The following is a 26,133-nucleotide window of genomic DNA, read 5'->3' on the forward strand; positions in this document are numbered from 1 at the left end:
AATTCCGGCATTACGCTTGGCGGCGCGGCTCGCATGGCGGTGCCGCGCCTCCCTCTTCACTGCACGTACTCCGTACGATTCGTCATGAACTGCTCTGCATCGCTTTCGTCAGTCGTCTGCATCGTCTCGGCCTGCTTTGCCTGTGCTGCCGGCGCGCAGACTTTGCCCGGCGCACCAGCCGACGCGCCGGTCTTCGCGTCGTCGACGCCGCTTGCGCCGGTGCCGCTCCAGCGTTCCGCACAAGCCGCGATAACGGGCGCGGCCGCGGAGCCGGCCGCGGCGGCATCCGACGTCGCGTCAACTGCCGTGGCGCTTCCTGCGGCGCTTCCCGCCGCGAGCACCGCCGCAACGCCCGAATCGCGCGGCCGCGGTGCACTGCGCCGGCCGCTCGTGCCGACGCGGCCGCATCGCCCGCCAGTGGCCGATGCGCCCACCGAAGACCCCTGGCACACCGGCACGCTGTACGCGTCGCCTTACGAGAAGTCGCCCTATGCGCAGCCGGGCGATCCGGAATGACGCATCCCGCCGCGCACGCGCCGATACGGGATTGGACACCACGGCGAACGGCCCGTCTGTGAGCGAGCCCACCGAACGCCGATCTTCAAGCCAAACGCGATCGCACCCCTGAGCGTCGACGCAAGGGACGCGGCACTCATCACGATCTGCCGACCGACACGTTCGCGTACGGTCGCGCGGCCGCCTCCTGCGTGGCCGGATCGGCGACGCGCGCGACCGGCCACGCCGAGTCGCGGCCCAGCGCCTGCATGCACAGATCGATCACGATGTCCGTGCCTGCCGCGCCGTACACCGCGTGATCGACCCGCGGCTCGAGATGCAGACGCACGTGACGCGAGCGCCGGAACGCTTGCTCGATCGCGCCGAAGTGACGCCGGACATCGTCGATGCCGGGATCGAGCGCGCCGTACACCAGCGTCGTCCGGACGTTGCGCTGCGCGAGTTCATGCATCACGCCGCGCGGCGTGCCGCTGCGCGGCTTCCACCCGACGCGCGCGGCGAGCGCCTTCGCCGGCACGCTGACCCGCGCGATCGCATTCGCGGCCACGGCCCGCACGATCGGACGCAGGTCGCGCCGCTCCCGCACGAGGCGCTTCCACTTCTGCCAGTCGCGCACCGACAGCCAGTAGCCGCGCACCGAGTTGTTCCGCTGCTTCTGCACCGCTTCGAGCGTGAGCCCGGCCGGCCACACGAAGCGCGCGAGATTGACCGCGATCACGCCGCCGAGCGACGGCGTCTTCAATGCCGCATGCAACGCCGCATACGCGCCGGAGCAAATGCCGGCCGCGACCACCTCCGGATGACCGAGCGCGCGAAGCCAGTCCGCGGCAGCGGCCATGTCGTCGCTCGACTGCGTCGAATACACGACATCCGACTGATCGTCGGGCGCGGCGGGCCCGCTATCGCCGACGCCCTGCACGTCGATTCGCAGCGTCGTCACGCCGGCGCGCGCCAGCGTGCGGGCAAGCCGCACGCTGAAGCGCCCTTCGCCGCTGCGCGGATTCGTCGACGTGTTCGCGATCACGACCGCCGGCCCGACCGGCTTCGCCGGCCGCGTATCGGCTGGTCGGCACAGCACGCCGACCAGCCGGTCCGGACCGACCGCGACGACCTGCTCGGTCATGTCGTTCATGTCGAGCGCGACGGACGACTCGCCATTCCATGCCGGGTCCGCCCGCGACGTGGTGTCGGTTCCGGCCGGCTTATGCGGTGCGCGTTCGGCGATCCAGTTCGCGAGCGTGTCGATCGCAGCAAGCGGCAAGCGCGAACGCGTACCGTCCAGCATCGTCGTCGGCCATTCGCGGAACGGATCGCTCGTCACGTCCACGCCGCGCGCGAGCAGCGCGTCGCGCAATGCCGGCATGTCGCCCTGATCGGGCTGGATCAGCAGCATCGCCCCGGGCAACGTCGGCGCATCGCGCACGACGTCGCACAGATCGAGCGCCTTCAGCGCATCGACGAAATCGGCGGGAAAGCGGTGCCCGAGCACGTTCATGCACGGTTCGTCGCGATGCGCGGCGCGGATTGCCGGCGACGTGGTGTCGAGCCACTGGCGATGCACGAACGACAGCTCGCGCAGATACGCGCGGCCACGCACGACCGGTGCGAGCGCCACCACTGCATCGACGCGCGCCGACGCGCGCGACCCCATGCCCGCCGCGGCCAGCATCGCGAACAGCGCACCCGCGCGGATCCCGACGAGCGTCAGTGCGGTGACGCCGGCCTGATCGCGCAACAAGTCGATCGCGTCGTGAATGCTGTCGACGCACGCGGCATGCCGACCGGCGTCGCGATCGTCGCCCGCCGAGTCGCCGGTGCACGGATAGTTGAATCGCAGTACCGTGACGCCGTCGCGCGCCAGCCGCTCCGCGATCGCCCGCATGAGCTTGTGCGTCCACGAGGCCTCGTGCCCCAGCGATTCGCACAGGATCACGCCTTGTGTCGTCTGTCCTTCGTGCAGCCACCCCACGCAGCTGCCGAACGTTATCGGCTTCAATCGGTACTCCTCGGATCGGTATTTGTTATCGGGTGCGGATACCCGCGCCGGCGGCTCCGCCAGGATCGGCCATGCCGCGATCGTGCGACCGGTCGGCGAACGCACGGCCTTCGGGTAACGGACTGCCGTCGCGCCCCTGCGCGCCCCGCTCGCCCTTCGCCATGCGTCGTCGTGTTCCCGTCGCCCAGGGACGACGGTTGTCGGCCCGCGTCGTCAAGCCCTTTGCGCGCTGAACCAGAACAGTGCGCTCGATTAGAGCACCGGGCCCGAGCGTCCTTCGGTGCGCCAGCTTACAAATGCATTCGTCACTGCGGCGATACAACGATGCGCGTCGTAGCGCGATTCGCGCCGCACGCGCGCACGGAATCCGCGAACGGTAGGCTCGCGAACACAGGCGTCTCGCGCGGCCCGTATCATGACCGCCATACGATGTGGCCGGGTCCGGCATCGCCGAACGAAACCGGCGCCCGCCGGAACGGGCCGCGAACCCACGCAGCCGGGCCAGCGCCGGCCGGCCGCGCGCGCACGGCGGCCCGCACTCCGCCGCCATGCGGCACTCACGGCGCCGACCGAGCGAATGTCAAACATCAAGAAGAACTTCCTGCTGCTGCTGACGTTGCAGATTTCGATGTACGCGGTGCCGCTGCTGATCGCACCGCTGCTGACGCACGCGCTGGGGCCGGAGGGTTACGGGCAGCTCGCGTTCTCGCTCGCGGTCATCGCCTACCTCACCAACTGCACGAGCTACAGCTTCGACCTGACCGCGACGCCGCGCATCGCGCTCGCCCGCGACGACCGCGCCGAGCGCTCGCGCATCTTCTGGGCGACGCTGTACGCGCAGATCGGCATCGCCGTGATCTGCTTCGTCGTGCTGATCGCGCTGACCTTTCTGGTCGAGCGCTTCGGCGAGGACCGCGACCTGCTGCTGATCGGTTTCGGAATGGTGGCCGGCGTGGCGTTCACGCCGGGTTGGTATTTCCAGGGCATGGAGAAGCTGCGCGCGCTGAGCGTGATCCTGTTCGTCGGCCGCATCCTGAGCCTGCCCGCGATGTTCGCGCTCGTGCACAGCCCGGCGGATATCGACCGCGCGATGATCGTCAACGCCGCCGTGCCGACGCTGTCCGCGATCGTGCTCGCCGCCTATCTGTATTTCCAGCGCGAAATCGACTTCGTGCGCGTCGGCGTCGCCGACATCGCCGAATCGCTGAAAGGCGGCTGGCAGGTGTTCCTCGCGTCGACGTCGATCGCGTTCTATGCGTCGACCAACACCGTGCTGCTCGGCTTCGTGTCGGGCAACGTCGCGGCCGGCTACTTCGCCGCCGGCGACAAGCTGATCCGCGCGGCGCTCAGCATGCTCCAGCCGCTGAAGGCCGCCACTTATCCACGCATCAGCTACCTGATGCGGCACGCACGCAACGACGCGTTCTCGTTCCTGCGCAAGCTGTTCGTCGTGCAGGTCGTGATGGTGCTCGGCATCTCGCTCGCGATCTTCTTCGGCGCGCCGCTCGCGGTGCGCATCCTGTATGGCCCTTCGTACGAACCGACGGTCCAGGTTCTGCGCTGGATGGCCTTCATTCCATTCATGGCCGGGATGACCGACTTGTTTGGTGTGCAGACGATGCTGCCGCTCGGCATGAAATCGGCGTTCACGCGGATCCTGATGTCGTCGGGCATTCTGAACATCGTGCTGGTGCCCGTGCTCGCGAAGTACTTCGCGGAACTGGGCGCGGCCGCCGCCGTGCTGACGGCCGAGGCCGCGGTTGCCGCGGCGCTCGCGACCGTCGTCTATCGCGCCGGGATTCCGCTGCCCGGCAGCCCCGTCGCGCGACGCAGCTAGCGCGTCGGCCGTGCTGCACGATTTCCTCGCAGCGGCCGGAATCCGATGGCGCTCCCTTCGATGCGCGCACAACGAAGCGCATCGCGCAGGTACTTCTTACTCCGCCGCGCGCACCCTATCGGGAACGATGACCGTCTTTTTCCCGCGTCGAGCCATCACATCGAAAAAAGATCATACGTATCGGTAGAAACACCGATGCTGTAGTCAAACTACATTCGTACGATTGGTCCCTGCAGAGAATCGCTACATCCGATTCGGCAGTGTCGGGCGGTCCGCGTCGCCGTCCGCGTGCTCCGATCGGGCCCAACCGGCCGTAACGATTCCCCGCCTGGCCTGGCATGCCGACGCGCAATCATCCTGCATCGCCAGCCGAATGCGTTCGATGCGAATCCATCGGACGTACGCAGCTCCAGACATCATCCGAACAACAACCGGCAATACGATCATGGAGAGCAACATGCGGGACACACTCTGGCCGGCCGCCGTCCTGGCGGCGACCCTCTGCACCAGCGTCTATGCGGGCAACGCCGATTTCAACTCACCGGGCGACGCCGCCGACGCATTCGCATCATCCGCCGCGCAGCGACGCGCCGACCTCCTCGTGCGCAAGATGACGCTCGACGAGAAGCTTCAGTTCATTCATTCGCAATACGAAATGTCGAAGGTGCCGGGCGGTGGCGCCGGCTACATCCAGGGCGTGCCGCGGCTCGGCATTCCCGATCTCAACATGGTCGACTCGGCGACGGGCTCCGGCAGCACGTCGCTCGCGAGCACCACCTTTCCCGCGACGATCGCCGTCGCCGCGAGCTGGGATCGCCGCCTGTCGTACGACTACGGCAAGCAGGTCGCGATCCAGTTGCGTGCGCAAGGATTCGGCATGGGTCTCGCCGGCGGCACCAACCTCGCGCGCGAGCCGCGCGGCGGCCGGCTGTTCGAGTATCTCGGCGAGGATCCGCTGCTCGCCGGCGACCTGCTCGCGGAGCGCACGCTCGCCACGCAGCGGCAGAAAGTCATCGCGACCATCAAGCACTATGCCGGCAACGAACAGGAGCACGGCCGGATGGGCGGCAACACGCAGATCGACGAACGCACGCTGCGCGAGCTCTACCTGCTGCCGTTCGAGATCGCCGCGAAGCGCGGGCAGCCCGGCAGCGTGATGTGCAGCTACAACCGCCTGAACGGCACGTACGCGTGCGAGAACAATCACCTGCTGAACGACGTGCTGAAGAACGAATGGGGCTTCCAGGGCCAGGTGCAGTCCGACTGGGGCGCCGCGCACAGCACGGCCGCCTCGATCAACGCCGGGCTCGACGAGGAAGAGGACGTCGGGCCGAGCGTCTACCTGACGCCGGCCGCCGTCAAGCAGGCGATCTCGAATGGCTCGGTGTCGACCGCGCGCCTCGACGACATGGTGCGCCGCAAGCTGGCCGTGATGATCCGCGTCGGCGTGATGGACGATCCGGCCAAGGCAGGCGGCACGATCGATTTCGCGGCCGCGAACCGGTTCGCGCAGGGCGTCGCCGAGCAGTCGATCGTTCTGCTGAAGAACGACGGCAACCAGTTGCCGCTCGTCGCGTCCGCGCTGTCGCGGATCGCCGTGATCGGCGGCCACGCCGATGCGGCCGTGCTGTCGGGCGGCGGCTCGGGCAACACGCGCGATCCGGTCACCGGTTCGTTCGCGGGCTGCGGCGGCCTGACGTTCGGTTCGTCGACGGGCTGCAGCTGGTGGCGCAATCCGTGGCTGAAGGTCGACGTGCCGATCGTCGCGGCGATCCGCGCGCTCGCGCCGGCGGCGCAGGTCACGTTCGCAGGCAACAGTGACCAGCAGTCGCCGTTCCGCGCGTACACGCAGCAGGAAATCGACCAGGCCGCGGCGCTCGCCGGGCGCTCGGACGTCGCGATCGTCGTGGTCGCGCAAGCGGCCGGCGAGGATTTCGGCGAATTGCAGAGCCTGAGCCTCGCGAACCCGTCGAACCAGGACGCGCTCGTCGAAGCGGTCGCGCGCGCCAACCCGCACACGATCGTCGTCGTGCAGAGCGGCAATCCGGTGCTGATGCCGTGGAAGGATCGCGTGTCGGCGATCGTCGAGGCGTGGTACCCGGGCGAAGGTGGCGGCAAGGCGATCGCCAACGTGCTGTTCGGCGCGGTCAATCCGTCCGGCAAGTTGCCCGTCACGTTCCCGGCGCGCGACGAGGATTCGCCGGCGTGGCGGCAAGGCGGCGCGTTCGAGAACGATCCTGTCTACGCGGAGAAGTTGAACATGGGGTATCGCTGGTACGACGCGCGCAACATCAAGCCGATGTATGAATTCGGCTACGGGCTGTCGTACACGCACTTCGCGTATTCGGGGCTGTCGGTGTCACGGCAACGGGACGGCTCGCTGAGCGTCGCGTTCACCGTGCGCAATGACGGTCGCGTCGCAGGCGCGGAAACGCCCCAGGTCTATCTCGGCGTGCCGTACAAGGACGAACCGCCGAAGCGGCTGGTCGGCTGGGAGAAGATCCGGCTGAACCCGGGCGAGGCGCGGCATGTGCGCGTGACCGTTTCACCGCGGATGCAGAGCGTGTGGGATACATCGCGAAACGGCTGGAAGTTCGTGCCGGGCGGGACCGTGTATGTCGGCGCGTCGTCGCGCGATATCCGGCTGCAGGGTAGCTGAGCGACGGTGATGCAATGGCGGGCGCCGGACGGAACATCGTTCGGCGCCCGCCGCGCTTCACCGGATCACCCGAGGCCACCGGCACGGCAGAATTCGGCGAGCACGTCGAGGCCGCGCGCCGGTTCCCGCACGAACGGATTCGACTCGTCCCACGCATAGCCGGCCAGAATCGAGCAGACCATGCGTTTCACGTCGGATGCCTTGTCTTCATGAAACACGATGTCCTGAAGCGCCCCTGAGTACCAGCGCTCGACGAACGCGCGGAAGGTGTCGATGCCCTTGCGCAGCGCGATGTCGTAATCGCGCGTCCAATCGACCGTCTCGCCGCGCAACTGACGTTCGAGTACGGCGACCGCCAGTTGCGCGGAGCGCATCGCGATCGTCACACCGGACGAGAAGATCGGATCGAGGAATTCGCCCGCGTTGCCGAGCAACGCATAGCCGCGCCCGTGCAGGTGCTCGACATTCGACGCGTAGCCCGCGATGCGGCGCACCGGCATAACGAACGGCTTGCTGCCGACGAGCCGCGACAACGTCGGCTCGCTCTGCAGCAATTCCCGCAGCAACGATTCCTGCTGCGCTTTCGGCACGTCGAGAAAACCGGCGTCGGCCACGCAGCCGACCGACGAGCGCCCGTTCGTCAGCGGGATCATCCAGAACCACACGTCGCGACGCTCCGGATGGACGGCAATGCAGATCTTGTCGCGATCGGTCGACCCGGCCGGCAGACTGTCTTCGACGTGCGAAAAGATTGCCGCGCGCGTCGGCATGCCGGTCGGCGCCTCGAGATCGAGCAGCCGCGGGAGCACGCGCGCGAATCCGCTGGCGTCGAGTACGAACGACGCGTGAACGGAATATTCGCACCCTGCTTCGTCGACGACCTCGAGCCGTTGCATATCGCCAGGATGGAAAGCTTGCACGGTATGGCCGAATCGCACGTCCGCGCCCTGTTCCGCCGCACAACGGATCAGCAGATCGTCGAAGGCGGCGCGTTCGACCTGATAGGCCGTCCCCCAGCCGTCGGAGAATTTTTCCCGGAAATCGAACGACGACATCCTGTCGCGATAAACGAAATAGGCGCCGTTCTTGAACTGGAAGCCGGCCTCGACGACGGCCTGCAACATACCGGCCTCTTCGAGATACTGCATGCTTTGAGGCAACAGACTCTCGCCGATCGAAAAGCGCGGAAAATGCTGGCGCTCGAGCACCAGCACGGAACGGCCCGCCCTGCGCAACAATGCGGCCGCGACCGCGCCGGACGGCCCCGCGCCGATGATCGCGACGTCGACGGAATTCGATTTCATTTCACTCATGCTTGCCGTTCCATTTCGATGGATTGGATATCTTACGTTTCTCACGCCACGATCTGGCGTTGCAAACTACAATAGGCGGTCAACAAATCCAACATTCCGACGAGAGGCCCATGACGTCCTGCCGCGCGCACGCTCCCGCCTATGTTCCCGAAACCCGCTTCGGCATCTGGTTTCTTCGCACGCATACCTGGGAGCATCACGTGCTTAGGGTGGCCATCGACGATCTCAAGCAGCTCATCGGCGCACCCCTGCCAACGGCCCCCGTCATCCTCGATGCGGGATGCGGCCAGGGCAAGTCGTTCCGCCTGCTCGGCGAAGCGTTCGCGCCCGGCAAAATCATCGGCATCGATTGTCACGACGACTCGCTCACGCACGCGGCGGAAGCCGCGCGTCGCTGCGCCACGCCCGTCGAACTGCATCGTGCGGACTGCACACAGATTCCGCTCGCCGATTCGAGCGTCGACATCGTGTTCTGCCATCAGACCTTTCATCATCTCGTCGACCAGGAGCATGCGCTGGCCGACTTTCGTCGCGTACTGAAACCCGGCGGGCTGCTGCTGTTCGCCGAATCGACCGACGCGTACATCAAGTCGTGGGTGATCCGGCTGCTGTTCCGTCATCCGATGGAAGTTCAGAAAAGTGCCGACGGCTACCTTGCGATGCTGCGCGACGGCGGGTTCACGTTCGACGCCCGAAATGTGTCGTTCCCGTACCTGTGGTGGAGCCGCGCGAAAGACTTCGGACTCCTCGAGCGCATCGGCCTGTACGCACCGAAGCCGGGCAAGCGCCGCGAGACGCTCGTGAACGTCGCCGCGCGCAAGCCCGCCTGAGTGACGCAGGCCGCCGTTCGGCGGCCCCGTCCCGACACGCGCCGGCTAACGCTTCAGCGTCACGATCTCGCCGGTGAGCGCCGCACCCGCCACGACCGCTCCGGCCCCGCACGTGAACTCGGTCGTACTCGAGCGCAACACGTTGCGGTAATTGCTCTTGATGCCGACGACGGCATTGCCGCCTTCCTTTCGCGCGCGCGCCTGCAGTTCGATGACTGCCGACAGGAACACATGCTGGCATGCCGCCTCGTCGCTCTTGCCGAACGCGTTGGTCTTCTTGTTGGTCGCGAACGTGCCGTACGACTTGAGCACGCGAGGATGCGACTGATCACCGAAATAGAGCGCGACGCCGTCGTCGAGCTTTCCTTCCTCGCTCTTCAACGCGTTCTCGATCGGATAGTCTCTGATCGTGTCCCGTGCGTGCGCGGCCGACGCGACGAACGTCGCGCCGAGCAGCGCCAGTGCGATGCGATATTTCACGTGTACTCCCGTTATTGCGCGTTCAGCTGCACGACGTCGCCCGACACGGCGATCGCGCCGGCGCTGCCGCTCACGCCGCACGTATATTCGGACGTCGACTCCGAACGCTTTTCATGAAAGCGCGTCGTCACGTTGACGACCGCATTCCCGCCATGATTCTTCGCGTAGATGCGAAGACGGTTCAACGCTTCGGCCAGCGCCTGGTCGCACGTCGGCTGTTCGGCCTGAGTCCCGCGCGACACACGTACCGATTCGGAACGCGGACCGATGCTGGTCTTCACGTCCGGATGCGGCTGCGTGCCGAAATAGATCGCGACGCCGCTCGTGTCCGGCGCCGTTGCCGCCGCCGGCAGCGGCAGCGAACGCACCACGGTACCGCACCCCGTCAGCAACGACGCGGCCACCAACATGCCGGCCAGATGTCCTTTGTGCTTCATTGTTATCGTCCTCTCAGCTCAGTAAGTTCACTTCAATCGCCCTTCCAGGCGTCCAACAACACACTTGCGCAGCTGCCGCCGAATCCGAACGACACCGACAGCGCGCGTTCGATCGAGCATTCGCGCGCGGTACGCACGAGCGGCATGCCGGCGACCGCCGGATCGGGCTCGAAGCCGACCGCGGTGCCCGCGACAAAACCGTCGCGCATCATCAGGATCGTGTAGATCGCTTCATGCGCGCCGCTCGCGCCGAGCGGATGTCCGGTCAGTCCTTTCGTCGACGAGAAGGCCGGCACGTCGCCACCGAATACGTCGCGCAGCGCGTCGAGCTCCTCGGTGTCGCCGAGCGGCGTGGACGGCGCATGTGTGTTGACGTAGTCCGGATGCCGCCCGCTGCCGTCGAGTGCGCCACGCATCGCGCGTGCGATCGCCGGTGCATGAGGCGCCGCCATGCCGGCGTTGTCCGTGGCTTGGCCGAACCCGCTGATTTCCGCGTAAATTCGCGCGCCGCGCGCACGCGCATGCTCCAGCGATTCGAGCACGAGAATGCCGGCGCCGGACGCGATCACGAAGCCGTCGCGGCCGAGCGCATACGGGCGCGATGCGCGCTCCGGCGTATCGTTGAAGCCGCTCGACAACGCGCCCATCGCGTCGAACATCAGCGTCATGTTGTCGTGCAGTGCCTCGCTCCCGCCGGCCAGCACGATGTCCTGATGCCCGGAGCGAATCCAGTGCGCCGCCTGTCCGATCGCCAGCGCCGCGCTCGTGCAGGCGGACGACGGCGAGTACGACACGCCTTCGATGCCGAACAATTGCGCGACGCATGCCGACGCCGTGCTGCTCATCGCTTTCGGCACGACATAAGGCGGCGTCTTCTCGATACCGCGATGCCGCGCGATCTCCATCGCATCGTCGTAGTCGGCGATCGAGCCGATGCCCGACCCCACGATCGCGCCCGCGCGCGGCGAACGCAGCATCCCGGCGTCGAGCCCTGCATCGTCGAGTGCCGATGCGGCCGCATGCGCGGCGAAACGCGCGGTGTCGCCCATGAAGCGCTCGTGCTTGCGCGCGAAGCACGCCGCCGACGCCACGCTCGCCACCCCGGCAACCTGGCTGCGGAAACCGCGCTCGCGCCACGCGTCGACGCGGCTCACCCCCGACCGGCCGGTGCGCAGCGCGTCAGATACTTCGGTGAGCGAATTGCCGAGGCACGACACGATGCCGAGCCCCGTGATCACGACGCGCGTCGCCGCGCCGCCGACCGCCGTCATGCGCCGATCCGGCGGAAAATCAACGACGTGTTGATCCCGCCGAACGCGAAGTTGTTGCTCATCACGAATTCCGCATCGATCCGGCGTGCGTCGCCGATGATGTAGTCGAGCGGCGCGCACGCCGGATCGACCGTGGCGAGATTGAGCGTCGGCGCATACCAGTTGCGCTTCATCATTTCGATCGTCCACCATGCCTCGAGCGCGCCGCACGCGCCGAGCGTGTGGCCCACATAGCTTTTCAGCGAACTGATCGGCATGCGTTCGCCGAACACGGACGCCGTCGCATGACTCTCCGCCACATCGCCGCGATCGGTCGACGTCCCGTGCGCGTTCACGTAGCCGATCGCGCCGGCGTCGAGCGTCGCATCGCTCAGCGCGAGACGCATGGCGACCGCCATCGTCTCGGCGGTCGGCTGCGTAATGTGCGCACCGTCGGAGTTGCAGCCGAAGCCGACGATCTCTGCATGGATCGTCGCGCCGCGCGCGACCGCGTGCTCGTACTCCTCGAGCACCAGCGTCGCCGCGCCCTCGCCCACCACCAGGCCGTCGCGACCGGCGTCGAACGGCCGTGGCGTCAGGTGCGCAGCATCGTTGCGCGTACTGGTCGCATACAGGGTATCGAACACGGCCACCGCCGGGCCCGACAATTCTTCCGCGCCGCCCGCCAGCATCAGCGCTTGCTTGCCCATCGCAATCGCTTCGTACGCGTAGCCGATCGCCTGGCTGCCGGACGCGCATGCGGACGACGTCGGCACGATCCGCCCTTTCAGATCCCAGAACAGGCTGACGTTGACGGCCGTGGTATGCGGCATCATCTGCACGTAGCTGTTCGACGTGACGTCGCGCATCGAGCCCGTTTCGAGCATCGTGCCGAATGCCCGGATCGGCTCGACCGATCCCGACGACGATCCGTACGCGACACCCATCCGGCCGTCGCGGATCGATGCATCGTCGGACAACCCCGCATCCTCCAGCGCCAGTTCGCTCGCGCGCACCGCGTACATCGACACCGGCCCCATCGAACGCGTCTTCTTGCGCGGATACGAAGGCGGCAGCTCGAACGCCGGCAACGGGCACGCAAGCCGCGTATGCAGCGCCTCGAAGCAGTCCCATTCCGGCATGCGCCGCACCGCGTTGCGCCCGTCGCGCAAGCGCGCCTCGATCTCCGGCCAGCGTTGACCAAACGCGGTCACACCGCCCATTCCCGTCACGACCACGCGCTTCATCACACCATCCCGCCGTTGACGCCGATCACTTGCCGGGTGACGTAGCTCGCCGCATCCGACATCAGGAAACCGACCACCGCGGCGACTTCGTCGGGCTGGCCGACGCGGCCCATCGGCACGGTCTTCAATGCGTGCTCCAGCGGCACATCGTCGAGCATGCCGGTGTCGACCAGCCCGGGCGCCACGCAATTGACGGTGATCCTGCGCGACGCCAGCTCGACCGCCAGCGCCTTGGTCGCGCCGATCAGCCCGGCCTTCGCCGCGCTGTAGTTGACCTGGCCGCGATTGCCCATCACGCCCGACACGGACGCGATCGTCACGATGCGGCCGCCGCCGCGCAGGCGCACCATCGGCATGGCCAGCGGATGCACGACGTTGTAGAACGCGTCCAGCCCGGTTTCGATCACGATGTCCCAGTCCTCTTCGGACAGCGCGGGAAACGCGCCGTCCCGCGTCACGCCCGCGCAACAGACGATTCCGTAATACGCGCCGTTCGCTTCGACATCGGCCTCCAGTTCCTGCCGGCACGCCGCACGGTCGCGCACGTCGAACTGCAGCACACCTGCCGTGCCGCCCTGCGCGCGAATCGTCGCGGCCACGGCTTCCGCGTCGTCGCGGCCGGTGCGGCAATGCACGGTCACGGCGAAACCGTCGGACGCCGCGCGCAGCGCCACGGCGCGGCCGATGCCGCGACTCGCCCCTGTCACGAGAACTCGCCGAGTCATGAATTGAAGCTCCCCTCGATAAAGGATTGAAAATCGTTTGGTTGGTACACCTTGACGACGGCTTCCGCGCAACACTCGCCGTCGGCATGAATCGCGCATTCGTACGCGCCATGCCCCTCGTCGCCGCGCAGCAGTTCCCGCGCGACGATGCGCAGCGTCGTGTCGGCGCCGAACGCCGTGCGATGCGCGAGATAGCGGTTGGCGCCGAGCAACACGCCCGGTTTCGCGCGGCCACCCGCATGCGCGGCGAGCAGGCCGACATGCGCGGCGATCGCCTGCGCCATCAGCTCGATGCCGATCCACGCCGGCATCGCGCCATTGCCGTCGACATACCACGCATCGCGGCGCGCGAGCGCGCTGACCTCGATGCCGGTTTCCGAGCAGCGCTCGATCGCGTCGAGCAGCAGCATCGTGCCGCGATGCGGCAACACGTCCCGCACGTCGCCGACGGGAATATCCGCGCCGCCATGCAGCGCGTCGATCAATGGTGCGGCATCCATGTCAGCCTCCCAGAATCAGGCTGGCATTGCTGCCGCCGAATGCGAACGAATTGCTCATCACGTAGCGTCCTGTTGCAGCGCCGGCCAGACGATGCTCGCGGTCGACCAGGTCGAGCCCCGGCAGCGCCGGGTCGTGCGCGCCGTCCCAGACGTGCGTCGGCAGCGCGATCCCGCGCGCCAGCGTCAGCCAGCCGAATCCAAGCTCGGTCGCGCCCGCCGCGCCGAGCATGTGTCCTGTCAGCGGCTTGGTCCCGCTCGCCGGTACGCCGTGCGGAAACACCCGCGCCATCACGTTCGCTTCCATCTCGTCGTTCAGCCGCGTCGCCGTCGCATGCAGGTTCACGTAGCCGATAGCGGACGACGCAACACCGGCGTCCGCGAGCGCGGCGCGCAGCGCATCCTCCGCGCCGCAGCCCGCCGGATCCGGCGCCGAGATGTGGTGCGCATCGCTCGACTCGCCGACGCCGGCCAGCCGGACCACCGCTTCGTCGCGGCTCATCACGAACAGCGCGGCGCCTTCGCCGATATTGATGCCGTTCCGGTTTCGGCTCATCGGGTTGGTCCGCCCCGGGCTGACCGATTCGAGCGACGCGAAGCCCTGCAGCGTCAGCTCGCACAGCGAATCCGCGCCGCCGACGACGACCGCGTCGCACAGCTTCAGCCGCAGCAGGCGGCGTGCGGCCGCGAATGCCTTGGCACTCGACGTGCATGCGGTCGACAACGTATAGGCTGGCCCGGCCACACCGAGCACCGCGCGCACGAACGGCGCCGCCGTGCCGATTTCCATCTGTCGATAATCGAACGCGGCAGGCATCGTGCCCGTCGCGGCACGCTGCGCAAGCGCGTGCTCCGCCGCCTGGATACCAGACGTGCTCGTGCCGATCACGACACCGATCCGGCGCGGACCGTAACGCGCGATCGCCGCGTCGACGAAGGGTCCGATCTGCGCCAGCGCGGCAAGCAACAGCCGGTTGTTCCTGCAATCGAAATGCGCGAGCGAGGTGGGCGGCGCGACGTCGAGCGCGGCACGCACGCTCCCGATCCAGCCGCCGGCAACGCCATCGGTACGCGGCGCCATGCCCGGCGCGACGCCGGCGTGCAATGCGTCGACGATTTCGTCGGTGGTTGCGCCGAGCGCGTTGATCATGCCGGGCGCGGACAGGTAGACCGGCGTCAGTCTGGCGTTCATGCGCGCCTCTCCTTCGTGGACGGCGTGGCGAGCGGCGCGAACAGCACCGAAAAAACGATGCCCATCGCGAGGGTCGTGCCGAAGCTGCGCAACGCGGGCATCGCGCTCGCCCCGAGCATCCCGAACGACAGCAACGTCGTGGCCGCCGACAGCAGCACGCCGGTCCATACCGCGCCGAGACCGGCCGCGTCCCGCATGCAGCCTTCCCGGAGGAACACCGCATAGTTGGCACCCACGCCGAGCACCAGCATCAGCGCGAGCCAATTGAAAAGCGTGAGCGGCACGCCCGCATAGCCGAACGCCGCGAGCGTCAACGCGATGGCGAACACGACCGGCAACGTCGTCGCGATACCGCCGCGCATGCCGTATCGCCACATCAGCAGCACGGCGACCACGACCAGCGCTCCGGCCAGCCACAGGCCGCTGTCGACCCGATAGGTGCCGAACAGGCTCGACACGCTCGCGGCCTTGTCGACCCACGACACGCCCGGCAGTGTGCGCGCCAGCGCCGCGAACGTCGCCGCATTCGCCGGGTCGACCCGTTCCGGAATCGCCAGTGCCGCATCGACGGGGCCGGTGGCGCCGTCGACCCGCCCGAGCCACAGATGCCGGAACGGCGCCGACCAGCGTGCGGCCAGCCACGTATCGACGGACAGCGTCGCCGACGCATCGACCGAATACGCGCGAAGCCACGCGTCGGCGACCTCGTCGCGGAAGCCCGCGTGCGCCAGCGTCGCACGCAGTGCCGCGGCATCGGCGAACACGTGCGTGCCCAGCACCGCGCGATTGCGTGCCTGCTGCTTCGCCGACGGCACGAACGTCGCGATCGACTGGACGCGGCCGAGCCGCTGCTGATCGAGCGCCCCGAGCAGCGCCTCGGAACGCTCGAGCACCTCTTCCTGAGACGCGCCCTGGACGACGAAGAACTGCGCGGTGTTTGCCAGCCCGACCGCCGCGCGGATAGTGCTTTCCTGTCGTGCGAGGCCCGCATCGCGCTGGATCAGCAGATGAATGTCGTCGTCGCTCTTCAGGACGGCCCACCCCGGAATCGCAACCAGCGCGACCAGCACGGCGGCGGCCACCGCGCGCCGCCCTGCGAGCAGCGACTGCCAACCGTTCAGCAGACGCGCCGCGCCCGAGAACACGCGGGACGGCGCGCGGCGGGGTGGCTGAGTCAGCATGAGCGGCAAAAAGCCGGTGACCGCCGCGAACGCGCTGAGGATCCCGACGATCGCAAAGCATGCGATCTGCTTGAGTGCCGGAAACGGCACCCACATCAGGATCGCGTAACCCAGCAGGCTGGTCGCGAGCGCCACCGCGAGCGCCGGCCTGACCGCCGCCGCGCCGCGCCGCGCATCCCATTGCCGCCCGGCCGAAAGGTATGCGACGAAATACTGAATCGAATAGTCGACGGCCTCGCCGATCAGGCTCACGCCGAACACCAGCGTCAGCAGGTGCAGCTTGCCGAAAACCAACAGCGTCGCGGCCAGCGCACACACGATGCCGAATGCCGTCGACGCAAACGCGAGCACCAGCAGGCGCGGCGACCGGAATACGCTCATCAGCAGCAGCGCGATGCCGGCCAGCGACACCGCGCCGATCACGTGCACGTCGCGCTCGGCACTGGCGCGCGCCGCTTCCGCATAGAAGACGGCGCCGGCCCGGTCGACGCGAACGCCGCGGAACTCGCCCGCAAGTGCGCGTTCCGCATCGGCAGTCGCGACGCGCACCGCGTGCTGGACACTGGATTCATAGGCCGACCCTGCCAGCGACGTCATCACGAGCACGCCCGTTGCGCCGGCGCGATGCGACACCAGCATGCCGTCTTCGAGCGACAGGTTCGATGCCGCGAGCGGCAGCTCGCCGAGCCAGTGCTGCAGCCAGCCAAACGGATCGTCCGCCACCGCAGTCTGCAGACCGTCGACGGGCGGCGCGTAGAGCCGCCGGACAAGGCGTTCGCCGAGCGCGGCGTCGCCTTGTTCGAGCGAGCGGCGATCCGCGTCCGTCAGCAGACTGAAACGGGCCGGCAGGTAGGTCGCCGCGATCTGCGTGAGGTCGAACGGCGGCACTTCGACCGTCACCGAACGAAATGCCCCGCTCGCCGCGAGCCGCGCGCCAAACTGCTTCGCGGCAGTCTTCGCACGGTCGGCGTCGCGATCGGTCACCAGATAGACGGTGCGATTGCCGAGCACATCGCCGAGCACGTCGACCGCTCGTTCGGCAACCGGGTTCGCTTCGGTGGCCGGCAGCAATGCAAGCAGGTTCGTCTGCAACGGCGCGGGGCCGCTGAAGCGCCACACGATGAACGCGATCGCAACCAGCGCGACGATCAGCCATGCAGCGCACAGCACGCGCCGCCGGCCGCGCTCGCCCGATGCATCGATCGCGTCCCGCGCCGTATTCATCATCGTGCCTCCAGCCAACCGCGCTCGATGGGCGCGGGCGCGTCGACCGGCGTCGGCCGCACGAACTCGAGCACGGTCACGTTGCCGTTCGCGAACGTCATGTCGAGCTTGCCGAGATAGGCACCGCCGCTCATTTCGAGCACGCGGATCGCCTGTGCGAGCTGCGGCTGGTTCGGCCGCAACACCATCCGCCACCGTTCCGGCGTGCCGCTCGCTTCGACGTCGAATTGCGCATACAGCGCCGACAGGTCGCCGCCGAGCATGTCGCGCATCATGCGCGACACCTGCGCGACGCCACGACCACCGCCGGCCGGCGCGACGAGGCGTCCGTCCGCCCCGACCTCACGCATGCCGCCGTCGGTAATCACATAAGTGGCCTTGTAGGGTGTGTCGATGCGCCAGACGACACCCGACCTGCGATCGAACAACATCGATCCCGTGCTGACGAGCGGCTGCTTCATCGCCGACAGCGTCTGGGTCTGCCGAAAATCCGCGCGAATCGCACCGACTCTTGCCAGCCGCGTCGCGACATCGGCAACGAGCGCGGCGTTTGCCGGGCGGGCCATCGCTGCCGCCGCGTCCGGCGCCGGCGCGGCCGCCAGCTCGCCGCCGGCGAGCATCATGCATGCGCCGAGCAGCGTCGCCGCAAACCGCCGGTAGCGCAGCGTCAGGCCCATTGCGCACGCACCCTTTCGGTCAAGGCCGGCGGCGACACGAACTGCAGTTCGCGCGTCGTCGCATCGATCGCCAGTTGCACCGTATAGCCCTTCGTCAAACGCTCGCCGGAGGCCGCGTCGAGGATTTCGTAACCGATCTTCAGCCGGTTCTCGAATTCGACGAGCGTCGCGCGCACGTCGAGCTGCTGGCTGTAATGGGCGGGGCGAACGTATTTCAGATGCGCCTCCACCACGGGCCACACGTAGCCCGACGCCAGCATCGCCGGATAGTCATAGTCGATCATCCGCAGCAGTGCGGCGCGGCTGCTTTCGAAGTACTTCAGGTAATGCCCGTGCCAGCAGACATTCATTGCGTCGACATCGTGGAACAGCACCTCGACGCGTGCGGTCGCCGTGAGCGGCGGACGATTCTCGTTCATTCCGCCTCCCCGCGCGGGCATGCGCCGAACGATCCGCCAATCGGCTCGCAGGCTGCCAGGCGCGCGGTCAACGCGCGCAGCTCCGCTTCGAGCGGCCGGTCCTCGACCACCAGCGGCGATTGGCGATCCACATCGTCGATGAACGCGCGCAGCGCGGGCGAAAGCTGCGTGCGCGGGTCGTCGCGCAGCCGCAGACGGACGGCCTGCACTGTCGCAAGCACGTGCGCCGCGGCGACCTGCTCGGTCAGCGCCAGCACGCGCAGGCAATCGCGCGCGGCGATCGTTCCCATGCTGACCTTGTCCTGGTTGTGCGACTCCGTGGAGCGCGAGAACACGCTCGCCGGCATCGTGTGCTTCAGCGCCTCCGCCGTCCATGCGGAAGACGAGATCTGCACGGCCTTGAACCCGTGGTTGATCGCGGCCCGTTCCCCGGTCGCCCCCGTGAGGTTGCGCGGCAGTCCGTTGCTGAACTTGTCGTCGACCAGCAGCGCGAGCTGGCGATCCATCAGGTCCGCGAGGTTCGCCACCGCGGTCTTCAGCGCATCCATCGCGAACGCGATATGGCCGCCGTAGAAATTGCCGCCGTGCAGCACGCACCCTTCGTCCGGATCGATCAGCGGATTGTCGTTCGCGCTGTTCAGTTCGTTCTCGATATCGCGACGCATCCACGACAACGCGTCGCGCGCCACGCCGATCACGTGCGGCGCGCACCGGACCGAATAGCGATCCTGCAGGCGCCGCCCCGGCAATTCGTCGCGCCCGGCCAGGTCGGCGCGTATCCATGCGGCCGCCTCGGCTTGGCCGGCGTGCGGCTTCGCGTCGAACAAGCGCGCATCGAAGTGCCCCGCCCGTCCGTCGAGCGCGACCGTCGTCAACGCCGTCAGGCGGGCAGCGATCGCCGTCAGGTGCTCGGCACGCGCGAACGCGAGGCAGGCCAGCCCCGTCATGACCGCCGTGCCGTTCATCAGCGCCAGCCCTTCCTTCGGCGCAAGCGTGAGCGGCGCGCGATCGATCGCGCGCCATACGTCCCGCGCGTCGCGCTCGTCGCCGGCGAACGATACGGTGCGCTCGCCGACCAGCGCCGCGGCGACGTAGGACAGCGGCGTCAGGTCGCCGCTCGCGCCGACCGAGCCTTCCGACGGAATGCGCGGCAGGATCCGGTGATTCACCAGATCGGCCAGCCGCTCCAGCAACGTGAACCGCACGCCCGAGTAACCGAACGCGAGCGAATTGAGCCGCGCGACGATGATGGACAACGTCTGCGTCGCATCGAACCAGTCGCCCATCCCGCATCCGTGATAACGGGTCAGTTGCAGCGGCAGCGCTTCGACGAGCGACGGCGGTACCTCGACCACGCAGGCGTCGCCATATCCGGTCGTGACACCGTACAGCGTGCCGCCGTTCGCGAGATAGTCGCGCAGCCAGGTTGCGCCGCGCTCGATCCGCGCGCGCCACGCGGGCGCCGCATTCAGCGCGACCGGCGCACCATCGCGGGCGATCGCGACGACGTCCTCGATCGTCAGATGGCGGTCGCCGATCACGACGGCCGGCCGGCTCGCCTCCGCCGCGGCGGAGGCAGGGACGTTCTTCATGTCATGCTCGGCCACGCGGACCTCCATCGGGCCGCGCCCAGAAATCGAAGAAGTTGAACCATTGATAGGGAGCCTTGCGGCAATAGTGTTCGAGCCGCGCGGCATAGCGCTGCGCCCATTGCGCGACGTGACTCGCGCGCTCGCGGCGCGGCAGTTCGATTCGCTCTGCGAACGACTCGAAATAGAGCCGGTAGCCGCGCTGTTCCTTCAGACAGAAGAACAGGTAGACCGGACAGCCGAGCGCATGGGCGAGGATGTACGGGCCCTGCGCGAACGGGGCCTGCGCGTCGAGAAAACGGGCGTCGACCGTTTTCCCCGAATCATGCGGCGGCACGCGGTCGCCGACGATCACGAGCAGCTCGCCCGCATCGATCCGCGACTGCATCATCATCGCCGTATCCGGCCCGAAGTCCGATACCTCGACGAGTTGCTTGCCGAATGCCTGGTTCGCGCCGGCCAGCACACCGGTAAAGCGCTTCGCGTGTTCGGTATAGACGATCGCCGTCACCTTCGTATGCGCATCGCGCAGCGCAAGCGCGCGTGTCATCTCGAGGTTGCCCAGATGCGCGCCGATCACAAGCGCGCCGCGCCCGCTCGCGGCGAGCGCATCGAATGCAGATGAATCGTCGAAGCGCACGTCGAGTTCGTCGAGACGGCCGGACCATGCGACGAACTTGTCGAATCCCGCCTGCGCAAAGGCAAGCATGTGCCGATACGCACTGCGCCATCCCGGCTTCGGCACGGCCGCCGCTTGCGCGTCGCGCAGGCGCGCGATGTACGCATGCGACGCGGTGCGCGCCGTGCGGTTCGTCAGCACGAAATAGCCGACGATCGGATGCAGCCAGAGCGACGTGAAATCCTTGCCGAACCAGCGGCAGCTCAGGGCCAGCAACGCCATGCCGATCCGGCTGCCGCGTTCCGGCATACGCCACCATGCGCGCGTGCGCTCGGTCGGCAGCGCGGCGCGCCGGCCGATGAGCCGGCGCGTCAGCAGCATCGGCGCGCGCACGAGCATCCCGGCGACGAGCCGCGTGTGGCTCGCGCTGATGCGCACGTTGTCGCGCCAGACGTCGAAATGCGACACGCCGTCGGCCGGATAGACGACGCGCGTCGCGATCGTCCTGAACGCCAGGCCTCGCCAGTGCAGCCTGACCAGGATCTCGCTGTCGAAAGCCATCCGCGTCGGCATCGATACCGTGTCGATCAGTTCGCAGACGGCATCGACCGGATACAGACGAAATCCGCACATCGCATCGGGAATGTCCAGCGACAGCGTTTCGATCCATACCCACACGTGCGTGAGATAGCGGCCGTACAGGCGCGCCTTCGGCACGCTGTCGTCGAAACGCGGCCGCCCGAGAATCACGGCGTCCGGCTCGGCCTGCGCGGCTGCCACGAACTTCGGCACGTCGTCGGCATCGTGCTGGCCGTCGGCATCGATCTGGATCGCATGCCGGTATCCCCGTGTGCGCGCGGCACGCATGCCGGCCATGACCGCAGCCCCCTTTCCCCCGTTGACGGGCAACCGCAGCAACGTCACGGAACCGGCATACTGCGCGGCAAGCGCGGCGAGCACCCGCCGGGTCGGCTCGTCGCTGCCGTCGTCGACCACCAGAATCGGCAGGCCGTGCACGACCAGCCGCGCCAGCGTGCCGCCGATCGCATCGCGATGGTTGTAGATCGGGATGACGATGCAGGTGTCGCTCATGCCGCCGCCGCGCCGTATACCAGCACGCCCGACGTGCATTCCCGGCCACCGCACCGGAACGCGAAGCGCGTGTGGCCGCGTACCGGATCATGCGCGAGACGCAGCGCCAGCACGGCGCCGGGCGGCACGGGTGCCTTGAACTTCAGGTGTTCGATCGAACGGATTTCCCGCACGGTCGGCATCTCGCGGCCGGCAAGGCGCGCGGCCCAGTCGATCTGCACGACCCCGGGCAGGATGGGCAGCCCTGGAAAATGCCCGTCGAAATGCGCGAGCGTGGGCGGCACGCGCAGCTCGTAATGCAACGCGTCGTCGCTGCGCCACGACGCGAGCAGCTCGAAGCCCTCCGGCGTGGCCGTAAAGGCCTCCGCCAGCGCGGCGGCCGGCAGCTTCCCGCGCACATCGAACGGCATCGCGTGGCGGAATCGCCAATAGCGCGGCAAGGCGGCCGCATCGAAATACGCACCGAGCGCATGCCGCAACGTCGTGGCAACGGCAATCCGCCCGTGCTCCGCCAGCGCGTCCCGCCCCACCGCGCTCAACACCGCGACGACGCCCACGTGTGACCGCGTCGCACCGTCGACGACCACCGCGGCTGCCTGCTCCACATACTCGTGCGCGAGTATCCGCGTCTCGAGCTCCGGCAACGACACGCGCTTGCCGTCGAGCTTGATCACGCGATCGCGCCGTCCCGCGAGCGCGAAGCGGCCCCGCGCGTCGAATCGCGCGGTGTCGTCGGTGCGGTGCCAGCGATCGTGGCCGAGGTGCGCGGACCGAACGCACAGGACACCTTCGTCGTCGCAGCGCACGTCGACGCCCTTCAACGGCTGCCATGCGTGCGAGACGTCCTGACGCCGCCATGCGATGCCGCCGGTTTCGGTGCTGCCGAAGATCTCGAGCGGCGCGGCGCCGAACGCGTTCGCATAGGCCGCTGCCGCATCGGCCGGCAGCGGGCCGCCCGACGAGAAGAACGCGCACGGCGCGGGCGCTTGCATCGGAAAACCGGACAACGCCGGCCAGCGCATCAGTTGCGACGGCGTCGAGACCACGACACCGCCGCCGTATTCGACAAGCCGCTGCTGCAGTTGCAACGGCTCGAGTACCGCTGTCCGGTCGAACGCGCGGCCCGCCGCCAACGGCCACAGGATCCTGAACAGCAGTCCGTAGATGTGATGATGCGGCACGCTCGACAGCGTCACTGCCGCGCCGATCCGGTCGGCCCATTCGCGCTGCAGCGTGCGCACTTCGGCATCGAGCTGCGCGAGCGACTTCCGCACCGGCTTCGCGATGCCGCTGCTGCCGGACGTATAGAGCGTCACCGCGGCCGTCGCGTCGATCGGGCGAACGGAGATGGCAGATTCGCGCTCCGTGTCGTGCCCGCACGCGGCCAACGCCGGCGCATCCAGCACCAGGTCGTATGCATGGGCCAGATCGCCGAGATAGCCGGGCGCGTTGCTGGCCGGAATCACGATTTCGCCCTTCACCGCCGCGACCGCGAAGAAGGCGCACGCGAAGTCGTACGGATCGTCCGTGCAGATCGCGACCCGTCGCGCGCCGCTCGCGTCGAGCGTCCGCGCAATGGCGGCCACGCGCGCACGCAAATCGCCCAGCGTCAGCGCCTCGGCGCCGTCGCGGCAGACTGTCGTTTCGCTATCCGCCGCGGCACACAGCATCTCGTGCAGCGCGATCATGCGACACCCGTGCGCTTTCGTCTGGCGCCGATGACAACGCTGCGCCACAGCCACTCGCCCGCAAGCAGCGCACCGATCAGCAGGTACGCGACGAAGCCGTTGTAAAGGGCCCATGATGCACGGCTCCAGTACAACGCCGTGTAGACCGAAAAGCCGCCGTTCACGATGAAGAATACGCACCACACCTGTGTGACGCGCCGCGTGTAGCGGATGATTTCCGGACTCGGCTCGGGATAGGTCGATCGTGCGAATTTTTCGATCATTGTCGGACCTCGCCGCAGCGTCGCGCCGAACGCGACCAGCAAGCCGGCACTCACACATGCAGGGTAGAGATGAAGAAGACGTTCGCTGTCCGTCACGGCAATCGCGACGGACAACGCGGTCAATGCACCGGCCACGCACCAGTCGAGCGTCGTGAGCCGTCGCAGCGCCTTCGCGAGCGTGCCCTTGCCGACCGTGCGCTGAAGCCACAGCAACGCGAAGAGCAGGCAACCGACGTAGCGCGGCGACATGCTCTGCCACGCGAACAGGATGACGAGCGGATAGGCGAAAAACAGTACCGCCCTGGCCGCCACGCTTGCCCAGCGTGACAAGCCGGTGCCGGTCGTCGCCCGCGTGCCCGTCATCGCCATCGTCATGCGCGCGCGAGCAACGCGTGAACCGCGGCGATGACATCGCCGACGGTGCGCACCGACTTGAATTCTTCGGGCTTGATGCGCTTGCCCGTCATCTCCTGAAGCTTGATGGCCAGATCGACCGCGTCGATGCTGTCCAGGTCGAGCTCTTCGAACAGGTGCGTTTCAGGTGTCACGCGCTCCGGCTCGATCGCGAAATTCTCGTGAAAAATGGCGCGGATGCGCTCCAGGATTTCTGCGTCGGTCACGAGTGACTCCCCTTTTCCAGCACGGCTTCTTGCGACGCCTGATGCGACTGCTGCTCGGCAATGAATGCCGCCAGTGTGTTGATCGACCGAAAATGCGCTTTCGTACGCTCGTCGTTTGCGGCGATCGTCAGTTGAAACTTCTTGCGCAGCATGATGCCGACTTCGAGCGCATCGACGGAATCGAGGCCGATTCCGTCGGTCGAGAACAGCGGCGCATCGTCATCGATATCGTCCACCGTCATGTCGCTGAGATCGAGCATCTCGATCAGAAGCTGCTTAATTTGCAGTTTTAAAGTATCCATACTGAAACAGGCTTTGGGTAATGTGCACTTCCACCTCGCGGGCAATACTGCGAGCGGCAATCGACGGCGACGTCACATCCGACGCAAGCCGGTTCGGATCCATCGGCTCCAGCACGTCGATGCGCATGCGAAACGCACGAGACGGCACGTGATACCACTGCAGGGTCTTGGTGAATACCGGCGGATCGCAATCGATCAGCACCGGCTGGATCCGGCTGCGCGACTGCACCGCCATGTGCGCGAAGCCGCGCGAGAACGCATGCAGACGATTGCCACCGGGGCTGCGGGTGCCTTCCGGGAAGACGATCATCGTGTAGCCTGCCGCCAGTTGCCGCGCCCCGGCTTCGACGAGACCGACGGCATCGGCATTGCTCACGTATTCGGCTGCGCGGACGATGCCCCAGAAACACGGGTTGCCCCAGTGGCCGCGCTTGACGACGCAGCAGGCCTTCGGCGTCAGCGACAGCAGCACCATGACGTCGAGCCAGGTCGGATGATTGGCGACGACGATTGCGGGGCCGCCGTTGGCAAGACGCTCGACGCCGCTCAGTTCGAGCTTCATCACGCCCACGCGCTGCAGCAGCGCGACCAGCACGCGGAAGAAATGGTGGATCACGAGCGTCACGCAACGCTGGCGCGAGCGCCGATGCGGCCACAGCGCGCCGACGACGATCGCCAGCACCGAGAACACCGATCCGCAAAACGCAAAGAATGCCAGGCTCATGCCGGTCGCGAACAGGCGCCAGCCGTAGTCAAGCCGCGCGATCATGCCAGCTCCATCGCCACAATGCGTGTTCGCCACGCCATGACACCGGCGTGCGCGCCGACAGGCAGCGCAGCACTGCCGCGCTTTGCGTACTCGCCGCGTCGTCGGCAACGTGCGTGTCGCTCGCGCCGTCGATCTCCATTTCGCAGGTCAGATAGCCGACCGGCTCATCGGCGCCAAGCAGCACGGCAAGCCCGACGCTCTCCGGGTCGTCGTCGACATCGCCGTATACAGGGTCGGCCGGCTCGTGCGCATGGACGAGCAACACCGGCGATGCCGGCGACGTGTCATATTGGGTAAATGCTTCGAGCAGCCCGTAGCCGAGGGTTTCATGGCCGGCCGCGATCGCGGTCGCGGGCGATCGGTCGCGCCTTGCGATCCCGAATATGCCCGTGACCGCATTGAGAACGGAGAGACTGAAGGCCGTCGGAGAGACGGGTTCCGCGGCGCCGATGTCGGCGAGAATGCCGGTGGTGCGCGTCAGTTCGCCATGGCGCGACGCGAATACCATCCGCAATGGATTTTCCGCTCCGGCACAGTCATACGCAGCCTGAAGCGCGAGACGCGACAGCCGGCTCAGGCGGCGACGCACCATCGGATCGAGGGCTTCGACGCCCGGCACCCCCGCGGTCGAAATCGACGTCCATCTGGCGATTGGCATGGTCCAATGCAAATCGGCCATTGTTGTTCTCGTTGAGGTGATTTCTCTTGAGT

General features: G+C 67.5%; 24 protein-coding genes. 4 read left to right on the forward strand and 20 right to left on the reverse strand.

The genetic code is table 11. The features are described from left to right. Window positions 1-33: 33 nt before the first annotated feature. The gene (locus FFI87_RS24290; RefSeq protein WP_138848738.1) at window positions 34-516 is read left to right on the forward strand and encodes a hypothetical protein; all 483 of its coding nucleotides are present in this window, start codon (window positions 34-36) and stop codon (window positions 514-516) included. Between the two features lie 139 nt (window positions 517-655). On the opposite strand, the gene FFI87_RS24295 is transcribed toward FFI87_RS24290, so the two are convergent. Then, window positions 656-2,512, reverse strand: coding sequence for a serine aminopeptidase domain-containing protein (locus FFI87_RS24295; RefSeq protein WP_138848737.1), 1,857 nt, complete (start codon window positions 2,510-2,512; stop codon window positions 656-658). Window positions 2,513-3,089: 577 nt separating this feature from the next. On the opposite strand from FFI87_RS24295, the gene FFI87_RS24300 reads away from it, so the two are divergent. After that, on the forward strand, window positions 3,090-4,349 hold the full coding sequence (locus FFI87_RS24300) for a flippase (protein ID WP_012365900.1): 1,260 nt from the start codon (window positions 3,090-3,092) through the stop codon (window positions 4,347-4,349). Between the two features lie 457 nt (window positions 4,350-4,806). Beyond that, window positions 4,807-7,008, forward strand: a complete 2,202-nt coding sequence (locus FFI87_RS24305) for a glycoside hydrolase family 3 C-terminal domain-containing protein (protein ID WP_138848736.1) — start codon at window positions 4,807-4,809, stop codon at window positions 7,006-7,008. 65 nt (window positions 7,009-7,073) lie between these two features. Here the strand turns inward: FFI87_RS24305 and FFI87_RS24310 are convergent, their stop codons facing one another. Then, window positions 7,074-8,321: an NAD(P)/FAD-dependent oxidoreductase gene (locus FFI87_RS24310; RefSeq protein ID WP_138848735.1), complete on the reverse strand. Its 1,248-nt coding sequence runs from the start codon at window positions 8,319-8,321 to the stop codon at window positions 7,074-7,076. A gap of 110 nt (window positions 8,322-8,431) precedes the next feature. On the opposite strand from FFI87_RS24310, the gene FFI87_RS24315 reads away from it, so the two are divergent. Beyond that, a complete protein-coding gene (locus FFI87_RS24315; RefSeq protein WP_012365897.1) occupies window positions 8,432-9,151 on the forward strand; it encodes a class I SAM-dependent methyltransferase in 720 nt (239 codons plus the stop codon). Window positions 9,152-9,196: 45 nt separating this feature from the next. On the opposite strand, the gene FFI87_RS24320 is transcribed toward FFI87_RS24315, so the two are convergent. Genes FFI87_RS24320 through FFI87_RS24405 form a run of 18 tightly spaced genes read right to left on the reverse strand, consistent with a single transcriptional unit; the run spans window position 9,197 to window position 26,101 of the window. After that, on the reverse strand, window positions 9,197-9,631 hold the full coding sequence (locus FFI87_RS24320; RefSeq protein WP_138848734.1) for an excinuclease ABC subunit A: 435 nt from the start codon (window positions 9,629-9,631) through the stop codon (window positions 9,197-9,199). 11 nt (window positions 9,632-9,642) lie between these two features. Continuing rightward, window positions 9,643-10,068, reverse strand: a complete 426-nt coding sequence (locus tag FFI87_RS24325; protein WP_012365895.1) for a hypothetical protein — start codon at window positions 10,066-10,068, stop codon at window positions 9,643-9,645. A gap of 32 nt (window positions 10,069-10,100) precedes the next feature. Then, a complete protein-coding gene (locus FFI87_RS24330) occupies window positions 10,101-11,339 on the reverse strand; it encodes a beta-ketoacyl synthase N-terminal-like domain-containing protein (protein ID WP_138848733.1) in 1,239 nt (412 codons plus the stop codon). Further along, window positions 11,336-12,565: a beta-ketoacyl-ACP synthase gene (locus FFI87_RS24335; protein ID WP_138848732.1), complete on the reverse strand. Its 1,230-nt coding sequence runs from the start codon at window positions 12,563-12,565 to the stop codon at window positions 11,336-11,338. The genes FFI87_RS24330 and FFI87_RS24335 overlap by 4 nt, the downstream gene beginning before the upstream one ends. Then, window positions 12,565-13,290, reverse strand: coding sequence for a 3-ketoacyl-ACP reductase FabG2 (locus FFI87_RS24340; protein WP_138848731.1), 726 nt, complete (start codon window positions 13,288-13,290; stop codon window positions 12,565-12,567). The genes FFI87_RS24335 and FFI87_RS24340 overlap by 1 nt, the downstream gene beginning before the upstream one ends. Beyond that, the gene (locus tag FFI87_RS24345; RefSeq protein WP_011658629.1) at window positions 13,287-13,790 is read right to left on the reverse strand and encodes a hotdog family protein; all 504 of its coding nucleotides are present in this window, start codon (window positions 13,788-13,790) and stop codon (window positions 13,287-13,289) included. The genes FFI87_RS24340 and FFI87_RS24345 overlap by 4 nt, the downstream gene beginning before the upstream one ends. Window position 13,791: 1 nt before the next feature. Next, a complete protein-coding gene (locus FFI87_RS24350) occupies window positions 13,792-14,979 on the reverse strand; it encodes a beta-ketoacyl-[acyl-carrier-protein] synthase family protein (RefSeq protein WP_138848730.1) in 1,188 nt (395 codons plus the stop codon). Beyond that, window positions 14,976-17,387, reverse strand: a complete 2,412-nt coding sequence (locus FFI87_RS24355; protein WP_138848729.1) for an MMPL family transporter — start codon at window positions 17,385-17,387, stop codon at window positions 14,976-14,978. Before FFI87_RS24355 ends, FFI87_RS24350 begins: the two co-directional genes overlap by 4 nt. Then, on the reverse strand, window positions 17,384-18,061 hold the full coding sequence (locus FFI87_RS24360) for a LolA family protein (protein ID WP_012365889.1): 678 nt from the start codon (window positions 18,059-18,061) through the stop codon (window positions 17,384-17,386). Before FFI87_RS24360 ends, FFI87_RS24355 begins: the two co-directional genes overlap by 4 nt. Then, a complete protein-coding gene (locus tag FFI87_RS24365; RefSeq protein ID WP_012365888.1) occupies window positions 18,052-18,480 on the reverse strand; it encodes an acyl-CoA thioesterase in 429 nt (142 codons plus the stop codon). The genes FFI87_RS24360 and FFI87_RS24365 overlap by 10 nt, the downstream gene beginning before the upstream one ends. Then, complete coding sequence (gene hutH, locus FFI87_RS24370; protein ID WP_138848728.1) at window positions 18,477-20,087, reverse strand: histidine ammonia-lyase; 1,611 nt, start codon at window positions 20,085-20,087, stop codon at window positions 18,477-18,479. Before hutH ends, FFI87_RS24365 begins: the two co-directional genes overlap by 4 nt. Further along, window positions 20,074-21,780 (reverse strand): glycosyltransferase family 2 protein, encoded by a 1,707-nt coding sequence (locus tag FFI87_RS24375; RefSeq protein WP_138848727.1) that lies wholly within the window; start codon window positions 21,778-21,780, stop codon window positions 20,074-20,076. Before FFI87_RS24375 ends, hutH begins: the two co-directional genes overlap by 14 nt. Next, entirely contained in the window at window positions 21,777-23,468 is a 1,692-nt protein-coding gene (locus tag FFI87_RS24380; protein ID WP_138848726.1) for an AMP-binding protein, read from the reverse strand. The genes FFI87_RS24375 and FFI87_RS24380 overlap by 4 nt, the downstream gene beginning before the upstream one ends. Continuing rightward, complete coding sequence (locus FFI87_RS24385; protein WP_138848725.1) at window positions 23,465-24,106, reverse strand: hypothetical protein; 642 nt, start codon at window positions 24,104-24,106, stop codon at window positions 23,465-23,467. Before FFI87_RS24385 ends, FFI87_RS24380 begins: the two co-directional genes overlap by 4 nt. Continuing rightward, the gene (locus tag FFI87_RS24390; RefSeq protein ID WP_011658620.1) at window positions 24,103-24,351 is read right to left on the reverse strand and encodes an acyl carrier protein; all 249 of its coding nucleotides are present in this window, start codon (window positions 24,349-24,351) and stop codon (window positions 24,103-24,105) included. Before FFI87_RS24390 ends, FFI87_RS24385 begins: the two co-directional genes overlap by 4 nt. Further along, window positions 24,348-24,653, reverse strand: coding sequence for a phosphopantetheine-binding protein (locus FFI87_RS24395; RefSeq protein ID WP_011658619.1), 306 nt, complete (start codon window positions 24,651-24,653; stop codon window positions 24,348-24,350). The genes FFI87_RS24390 and FFI87_RS24395 overlap by 4 nt, the downstream gene beginning before the upstream one ends. Then, window positions 24,628-25,422: a lysophospholipid acyltransferase family protein gene (locus FFI87_RS24400; protein ID WP_012365882.1), complete on the reverse strand. Its 795-nt coding sequence runs from the start codon at window positions 25,420-25,422 to the stop codon at window positions 24,628-24,630. The genes FFI87_RS24395 and FFI87_RS24400 overlap by 26 nt, the downstream gene beginning before the upstream one ends. After that, window positions 25,406-26,101 (reverse strand): beta-ketoacyl synthase chain length factor, encoded by a 696-nt coding sequence (locus FFI87_RS24405; RefSeq protein WP_012365881.1) that lies wholly within the window; start codon window positions 26,099-26,101, stop codon window positions 25,406-25,408. Before FFI87_RS24405 ends, FFI87_RS24400 begins: the two co-directional genes overlap by 17 nt. Between the last annotated feature and the right edge of the window lie 32 nt (window positions 26,102-26,133).

Origin of the sequence: Burkholderia sp. KBS0801, assembly GCF_005937855.2 — a bacterium.
GTDB classification, from domain to species: domain Bacteria; phylum Pseudomonadota; class Gammaproteobacteria; order Burkholderiales; family Burkholderiaceae; genus Burkholderia; species Burkholderia ambifaria.

Coding starts and splice junctions, on each gene's coding strand:
- FFI87_RS24305 (WP_138848736.1), top strand. CDS start 4,807: ATGCGGGACACACTCTGGCCGGCCGCCGTCCTGGCGGCGACCCTCTGC.
- FFI87_RS24395 (WP_011658619.1), bottom strand. CDS start 24,653: ATGGATACTTTAAAACTGCAAATTAAGCAGCTTCTGATCGAGATGCTC.
- FFI87_RS24335 (WP_138848732.1), bottom strand. CDS start 12,565: ATGAAGCGCGTGGTCGTGACGGGAATGGGCGGTGTGACCGCGTTTGGT.
- FFI87_RS24365 (WP_012365888.1), bottom strand. CDS start 18,480: ATGAACGAGAATCGTCCGCCGCTCACGGCGACCGCACGCGTCGAGGTG.
- FFI87_RS24375 (WP_138848727.1), bottom strand. CDS start 21,780: ATGAGCGACACCTGCATCGTCATCCCGATCTACAACCATCGCGATGCG.
- FFI87_RS24355 (WP_138848729.1), bottom strand. CDS start 17,387: ATGATGAATACGGCGCGGGACGCGATCGATGCATCGGGCGAGCGCGGC.
- FFI87_RS24315 (WP_012365897.1), top strand. CDS start 8,432: ATGACGTCCTGCCGCGCGCACGCTCCCGCCTATGTTCCCGAAACCCGC.
- FFI87_RS24380 (WP_138848726.1), bottom strand. CDS start 23,468: ATGATCGCGCTGCACGAGATGCTGTGTGCCGCGGCGGATAGCGAAACG.
- FFI87_RS24400 (WP_012365882.1), bottom strand. CDS start 25,422: ATGATCGCGCGGCTTGACTACGGCTGGCGCCTGTTCGCGACCGGCATG.
- FFI87_RS24385 (WP_138848725.1), bottom strand. CDS start 24,106: ATGACGATGGCGATGACGGGCACGCGGGCGACGACCGGCACCGGCTTG.
- FFI87_RS24330 (WP_138848733.1), bottom strand. CDS start 11,339: ATGACGGCGGTCGGCGGCGCGGCGACGCGCGTCGTGATCACGGGGCTC.
- FFI87_RS24300 (WP_012365900.1), top strand. CDS start 3,090: ATGTCAAACATCAAGAAGAACTTCCTGCTGCTGCTGACGTTGCAGATT.
- FFI87_RS24310 (WP_138848735.1), bottom strand. CDS start 8,321: ATGAGTGAAATGAAATCGAATTCCGTCGACGTCGCGATCATCGGCGCG.
- FFI87_RS24360 (WP_012365889.1), bottom strand. CDS start 18,061: ATGGGCCTGACGCTGCGCTACCGGCGGTTTGCGGCGACGCTGCTCGGC.
- FFI87_RS24405 (WP_012365881.1), bottom strand. CDS start 26,101: ATGGCCGATTTGCATTGGACCATGCCAATCGCCAGATGGACGTCGATT.
- FFI87_RS24345 (WP_011658629.1), bottom strand. CDS start 13,790: ATGGATGCCGCACCATTGATCGACGCGCTGCATGGCGGCGCGGATATT.
- FFI87_RS24325 (WP_012365895.1), bottom strand. CDS start 10,068: ATGAAGCACAAAGGACATCTGGCCGGCATGTTGGTGGCCGCGTCGTTG.
- FFI87_RS24340 (WP_138848731.1), bottom strand. CDS start 13,290: ATGACTCGGCGAGTTCTCGTGACAGGGGCGAGTCGCGGCATCGGCCGC.
- FFI87_RS24290 (WP_138848738.1), top strand. CDS start 34: ATGGCGGTGCCGCGCCTCCCTCTTCACTGCACGTACTCCGTACGATTC.
- FFI87_RS24350 (WP_138848730.1), bottom strand. CDS start 14,979: ATGAACGCCAGACTGACGCCGGTCTACCTGTCCGCGCCCGGCATGATC.